At 29.2% G+C, this 5,005-nt stretch carries 5 protein-coding genes; 1 reads left to right on the forward strand and 4 read right to left on the reverse strand.

Annotated elements, in window-relative coordinates; translation table 11 throughout:
- The 4 genes from VJ881_09180 to VJ881_09195 form a co-directional block, all read right to left on the reverse strand.
- On the reverse strand, positions 1 to 380 hold a 380-nt coding region (locus tag VJ881_09180; GenBank protein HKL76225.1), incomplete at its 3' end, for a DUF1858 domain-containing protein.
- 69 nt (positions 381 to 449) lie between these two features.
- Positions 450 to 794 (reverse strand): metalloregulator ArsR/SmtB family transcription factor, encoded by a 345-nt coding sequence (locus tag VJ881_09185; protein HKL76226.1) that lies wholly within the window; start codon positions 792 to 794, stop codon positions 450 to 452.
- A 14-nt stretch (positions 795 to 808) separates the two neighbouring features.
- A complete protein-coding gene (locus tag VJ881_09190; protein ID HKL76227.1) occupies positions 809 to 2,596 on the reverse strand; it encodes an ABC transporter ATP-binding protein in 1,788 nt (595 codons plus the stop codon).
- Positions 2,596 to 4,377: an ABC transporter ATP-binding protein gene (locus VJ881_09195; GenBank protein HKL76228.1), complete on the reverse strand. Its 1,782-nt coding sequence runs from the start codon at positions 4,375 to 4,377 to the stop codon at positions 2,596 to 2,598. Before VJ881_09195 ends, VJ881_09190 begins: the two co-directional genes overlap by 1 nt.
- Positions 4,378 to 4,495: 118 nt before the next feature.
- Between VJ881_09195 and VJ881_09200 the strand changes: the two genes are divergently transcribed.
- The coding region (locus tag VJ881_09200) for a cyclodeaminase/cyclohydrolase family protein (protein ID HKL76229.1) at positions 4,496 to 5,005 on the forward strand (510 nt) is incomplete at its 3' end.

Consider the following 5,005-nt stretch of genomic DNA (forward strand, 5'->3'; position numbering starts at 1 on the left):
GCTGCTTTTAGATCAGTAGATACTGTTTTGGAAAAATTGTCAGTTGTTTTTTCCAATTCTTCCATCAAAGGAACTCTCACAGGACAGGGTAATAGACCTTCTATGTTTATTTCTCTCTCTTTTCTTTTATCTTTAAGAGTAATATCTACATCTTCAACTTTATTTTCTATTTCTTCTATCATTAATTTTGTTAATTTATTTAGATTCAATCCCTTTAATTTGGCTGCCTGTTTTAATGTAATTTTTTTACCAAATTCTTTTCTTTTTTTCTCATCGTTAAGTTGAGCAAAACCTTTATTTGCAAGAACTTCAATCAATTCTGGATATTTATCTGTAATCTCAGCAAGTGTTTGTTGTTTTTTAAAGTATTTATTTCTCAAATTAATCAGCTCCTTTATTTTCACTATACAAAGTATAGCATTTTGCTCAACTTTATGCTGTGATTTATCTCACTGATCTTTGTTTTTTCCATTTTCTCTGCATTTTTCTTTAATCTCCTGCTTAATTAAAAATGGATCATCTTCCTGAGAAATATTTTCTAAGTTACTGATATATTCTCCTGCTTCTTTTAACTTATCTATTTTCACAATATAATGAACATAATAACCTTCTTTTTCTCCTACAACAAGATCTGCTTCTCTAAGTATTTTTAATTGTTGAGAAACAGCTGATTCAGAAATATCCAGTCTTCGGGCTAAAGCACCTACACAAAACTTTTTCATTAAAAGGAGTTTTATTATTTTTAAACGAGTCTCATCTCCTAATGCTTTAATAGTTTTTACCATTTTATTCATTTTCAACACCACCTTTAACTTTGTTTATTATACAATGATTGATACACTTTATTTTCTTTAAGTAGTTTATCATGACTCCCTAAGTCAATCAATTTTCCCTCTTTCATAACCCCAATTCTATTTGCTTTATTTAACGTAGCAAAACGATGAGCTATCATTAAAACAGTCCTGTCTTTTAATAATTCATCCATTGCTTTTTGGATTAAAACTTCTGTATAAGCATCTACACTGGAGGTAGCCTCATCCAATATTAAAATATCCGGATCAGTCACCATGGCTCTAGCAAAAGAGACAAGCTGTTTTTGCCCTCCAGAAAGTTTAACTCCACCTTCACCTACTCTACTTTCATAACCTTTTGGTAATCCTTTAATAAAATTATGGGCATTTAACTTTTTACAAATTTTAACTACTTCATCTTTATCAATATTTGGGTTCCCATATCTTATATTTTCCATGATAGTAGTATCAAATAGAAAGATATTTTGGGGAACAACTGAAATAGTTTTTCTTAATGATTTTATTGAAATATCCTGTAAATGTAGGTCATCAAGATATATATTTCCCTTTTCTACATCATATAATCGAGTCAAAAGCTTTACTAATGTTGTTTTTCCTGCACCGGTTGAACCAACTAAAGCAAATATTTCTCCAGCCTCAATTTCTAAATTTAAATCATTAATTACTTTTTCATTTTCATTATAAGCAAAATTTACATCCGAAAAAGTAATTTTTCCTTTAAAATCATCATCTATCATAACAGGATTTTTGCTTTCCTGAATAGTAATCTCTTCAGACATATATTCATATATTCTATCAAGAGCTGCACCAGCAGCCTGATAGGTATTATAAACCTGACTTAAATCTGCCAAAGGAGCGAAAAATCTCCTTACATAGCCCATAAAAGCAACTATCACACCAATAGTAAGTGTTCCCTGTACCACTGCAAAACCACCATAGGCAAGAACAAGTGCTTCTCCAAGTACCTTACTTAATTCCATCACTGGAAAAAGAAGAGCAAAATATGATGCTGCTGCTAAATTTGCTTTTAAATTTTGCCAGCTTAATTTATTAAATTCACCTTCATTCTGTGCCTCTCTATTTAGAGCCTGAACCAATCTTATTCCAGATAAATTTTCTTCAACATCTGCATTTAATTCAGCTAATTTTTCACGCACTTCACTATATGCTTCTCTCATCCTTTTTCCAAGAAATCTTACTGCAAAAAAGATAAAGGGAATTGTTATAAAACTTATAAGAGCCAATCTAAGATCCAATAAAAGCATAATAATTACAATCCCCAGCATAGTAAAGAAATCATTAAGTAAATGAACAAAACCTGCAGAAACTAAATCAGATAAAGCATTAACGTCATGAGTCACTCTGGCCATTATATCTCCAGTATTTCTTTTATTATAAAAATCAATAGAAAGGTCCTGCAAATGATCATAAAGGTCCTCTCTAATTGAACCTACAATTTTTTCTCCAATCCACTTTGATAAATATGTCTGATAATACGAAAATAACCAGTAAACTCCATAAGATATAACCATTAAAAGAAAAATAATATTTAACCCTCTTAAATCACCATTTGCTATAAATCTATCAATAGCAACTTTACTTAGATAAGGACCGGCCAGTGAAGTAAGAGTAACTATTAACATTGAAACAACAGCTAAAATCAACTTCTTAATATGATTTTTTAGATATTTATAAAGAAATTTTAAAGCTCTTTTATCCAGCTTTTCCAGAGAAAAATCTTCGTCATCACCTGAGGAAATACGTCTTCCAAATCCACCTCTCATTATTTATCACCTGCCTGATTGTTATTAGTAGAACTATTATTTTCCAGATTACCATGAACTTCACTATAAAATCCTTCTTTTTGTAATAATTCTTCATGTTTTCCTTTTTCAACTATTTTACCATCTTTAATTACAATTATTTTATCAGCATTTTTAACTGTCCATAATCTATGAGCAATTACAAAAGTTGTTCTGTTTTTTATAACTTCCTGAAGAGCTTTTTGCATTTTTTCTTCTGTCTCTGCATCAATACTTGATGTAGGCTCATCAAGTATTAAAAGTGCTGGATCTGTAAGTAATATTCTGGCCATTGCCAGTCTCTGTTTTTGTCCTCCTGATAAATTAACTCCTCTTTCTCCAATTGGAGTCTCATATCCTAAAGGAAGAGAGGAAACAAAATCATCTATTTGTGCAATCTTTGCAGCTCTTTTTATTTCTTCCATACTTGCCTCAGGCTTACCATAAGAAATATTTTCTTTTACAGATGCAGCAAATAAAAATGTATGTTGTAAAACAATTCCTACCTGTTCTCTGAGACTTTCTAAAGTTACATTTTTGATATCCTGATTATCAATTAATATTTTTCCCTGGTCAGGATCATAAAATCTAGGTAATAAATGGATCAGAGTACTTTTTCCGGCACCGGTTGGACCAACGATAGCCACTGTTTCTCCAGGATTTACTTTTAAATTTATATTTTTAAGCACTTTTTTATTTTTTTCATAAGAAAAACTAATATCTTTATATTCAACTCTTCCATTCACATCTTTTAGTTCAGAAGCTGAAGGCAATTCTTTTACTTCTGATTTTTTATCCATTACTTCAAAAATCCTTTCTGCTGCAGCTGCAGCCTGACTACTAAAATTAATCATCATTCCTGTCTGTCTAACAGGACGTAAAAGCATAGATATATAGCTAATAAATCCGGCTAAAGTTCCTAAAGTTATTGCTTTATTAATAACAAGTCTTCCTCCATACCAGACTACAAGTGATGTACCAAGACCCATCAAAAAATTAACATACGGCATCCAGAAAGCTGATACTTTTGCAGCTTCTAAGTTTATATCAATATATTTTTGATTCTTTTTCTTAAATTTTCTTTTTTCAAATTTTTCTCTTCCAAATAATTTTATAACTTCCATTCCTATAAAATTTTCTCTAACTAAATGAGTAAGTGAAGCAAAACTTTTTCTTACTCTTTTAAACATTGGTCTAACTCTTAGAGCATAAATCCTCATCCCAAATATCATTAAAGGCATTAAAACAATATATAATATTCCCAGGCGATAGTCCCAGATAAACATAATGATTAATATACCTAAAATAGTTAAAATATTTGAAGAGACATAAACACTTACCTTAGCCAGAAAACGTCTGAGTGAATCTGCATCTGAAGTTATTCTGGACATAAGGTCTCCTGTTTTAGCACTATCATAAAAAGAAAAGGATAATTTATTAAGATGTTCATATAATTCAACTCTGATATCATGAATTACATTTTGAGCAATATATTCAGATACATAACTTTTTATAAAATCAAATAATCCTTTAAATAAAGTAACTACAATCATTATTAGGGCAATAATCCATAGTCTTTCAATATTACTTTTCATTATGTAATTATCGATCCCATATCTTATGAGCCAGGGAGGTATTAATCCCATTATTATTGAAAGCAATACTGCTGAAGCAGCTATTATTATTTTTCCTAAATGATTTTTGGCATAACTTCCCAGTCTCTTGAAAGTTTTAATTATTGATATATTTTTTTCATCTTTCACTTTTCTCACCTCTATTTTATATTTAATTAAGTAATCACTAATTTAGATTATAACATACTTAATTAAAAAGTCAAAAAATTGACTGATAACCTAATTATTGTATATACTATTTTCAGAGGTGATAAAAATCATTTACAATAAATCAATAAAAGATATAGGAAAAGAAATTGCCAAAAAAAAAGAAGCTGTCCCTGCTGGAGGAACAACATCTGCTTTAAATGGATATATAGGAGTTTCACTATTAAAGTTAGTTATCGAGGTTAGTAAAAATAATTTTAATAAAAAAGATATAGAATATATAGAAAATATTTTGGTTGAAGCTGAAAACAAATTTTTAAATTTGATGGAAAAAGATATTGAAGTCTATAAAAAAAATAATAAAACACAATTTGAAAACAAAGAAAAGTTGAAAGACTTAATTGAAATACCTCTTGAAATCTTTATAACAGCAACTGAATTGCTCAATTTAAAAAATAAATTAAAGGGAAAAATAAAAAAAACGGTAAAAGCTGATTATGAAGTTGCTTTAGAAAACATTAATACTGCAAAAAAATGTGCTGAAACTATAATTAAAAGTAATTATAGTTTCTTTGATAAAAACTCTGAATTCATTAAAGAGATTAAAAAT

It is taken from the genome of Halanaerobiales bacterium (assembly GCA_035270125.1).
In the GTDB taxonomy this organism is placed as follows: Bacteria; Bacillota; Halanaerobiia; order Halanaerobiales; family DATFIM01; genus DATFIM01.

Coding starts and splice junctions, on each gene's coding strand:
- VJ881_09185 (HKL76226.1), bottom strand. CDS start 794: ATGAATAAAATGGTAAAAACTATTAAAGCATTAGGAGATGAGACTCGT.
- VJ881_09190 (HKL76227.1), bottom strand. CDS start 2,596: ATGAGAGGTGGATTTGGAAGACGTATTTCCTCAGGTGATGACGAAGAT.